Consider the following 1,038-nt stretch of genomic DNA (forward strand, 5'->3'; position numbering starts at 1 on the left):
CAACACCGGGTACCTTTTGGGTTTACGGCAAGAGTTGATGTTGGTGCAGGGCCCAAATGGCCGAATTTTTCCGAATCGACCTGTCTGGAAGCACCCAATGCAATCGATACCATCAGCGACCACAATTACCAGGATGGCGGTTTGGGGGCCGTCGATACCCAGGAACAATTCGGCTTCACCCAGCTTGAGTTCTGGCGGATGAATCTAGGCAACCGCAGCAGGCCTTGCCGGAACTCGATTACTACATCACCGAAGGAGAACGTAAGCCGCACAGGCGACGTGAACGAGGCAAACAATCGCGGCCTGCAACACGCAATCCTTGATGTCGCCATGTTCTACGAGATGGTAACGCATGACGTGACCACCGCGCATTACTGGCCCTCGCTCTTCAACAACAGCCGCTCCGTCACGCTGGTCTGCACTTGTCGCGGGCATCTCACCATCGCAGGAGAATCGAATTCCCTCTTGCACAAAGCCGTTGGTATGACCCCGGTTCTGGATTTTCTCGAGGCGGATAAAATCACGATCCACGGGTTCGAGAACGGCCCAGAGTCGTTCTTCATCCTGGCTGATCTAAGCGGCACAGCCACAGACAAGACGCTTGATTTCAGTGCCGTGCTCGATCCCTCCGCGACGCTCTATCGCGTGTCCTATAGCGAGCTATGGGATGGCGGGGCCGGGGGACAGGACGAAGAAGCCGCACAGGTCGTGCTTGAAACTGAGTTTGTCGATCTGATTTCCGCCGAGGATCTGGAATCCTTTCTTGTGACCATGCAGGCTTGGTCCCTGGTCTATCTGCATCTTGAGGCCGTCACCGCTGGTGTGGGGCTCGGGCCAAGACCGGAGGCGTGGCGGTAACGGGGACGCCGTGGCCGTGTTTGAAGGTGGCACCTTTGATACGGTGGCCTTCAGCCTGACCCCCGGTGGGCTGCGCGTTGTCTCTGCGCTTGGGAATGACGACCTGACAGATGTCGAATGGATGGAATTCGGGGATCAGACTGTGTCTGTGGCTGAGGTGCGCGTCGCGATGCTCGGGTT

The 1,038-nt window shown here is 57.4% G+C and carries 1 pseudogene; it reads left to right on the forward strand.

Features of this window, described 5'->3' with window-relative positions:
- Window positions 1-858, forward strand: a pseudogene (locus HEP69_RS23420) (hypothetical protein); the annotation flags it as partial.
- Between the last annotated feature and the right edge of the window lie 180 nt (window positions 859-1,038).

The organism is Aestuariivita sp., assembly GCF_021404545.1.
Lineage (GTDB): Bacteria > Pseudomonadota > Alphaproteobacteria > Rhodobacterales > Rhodobacteraceae > Aestuariivita.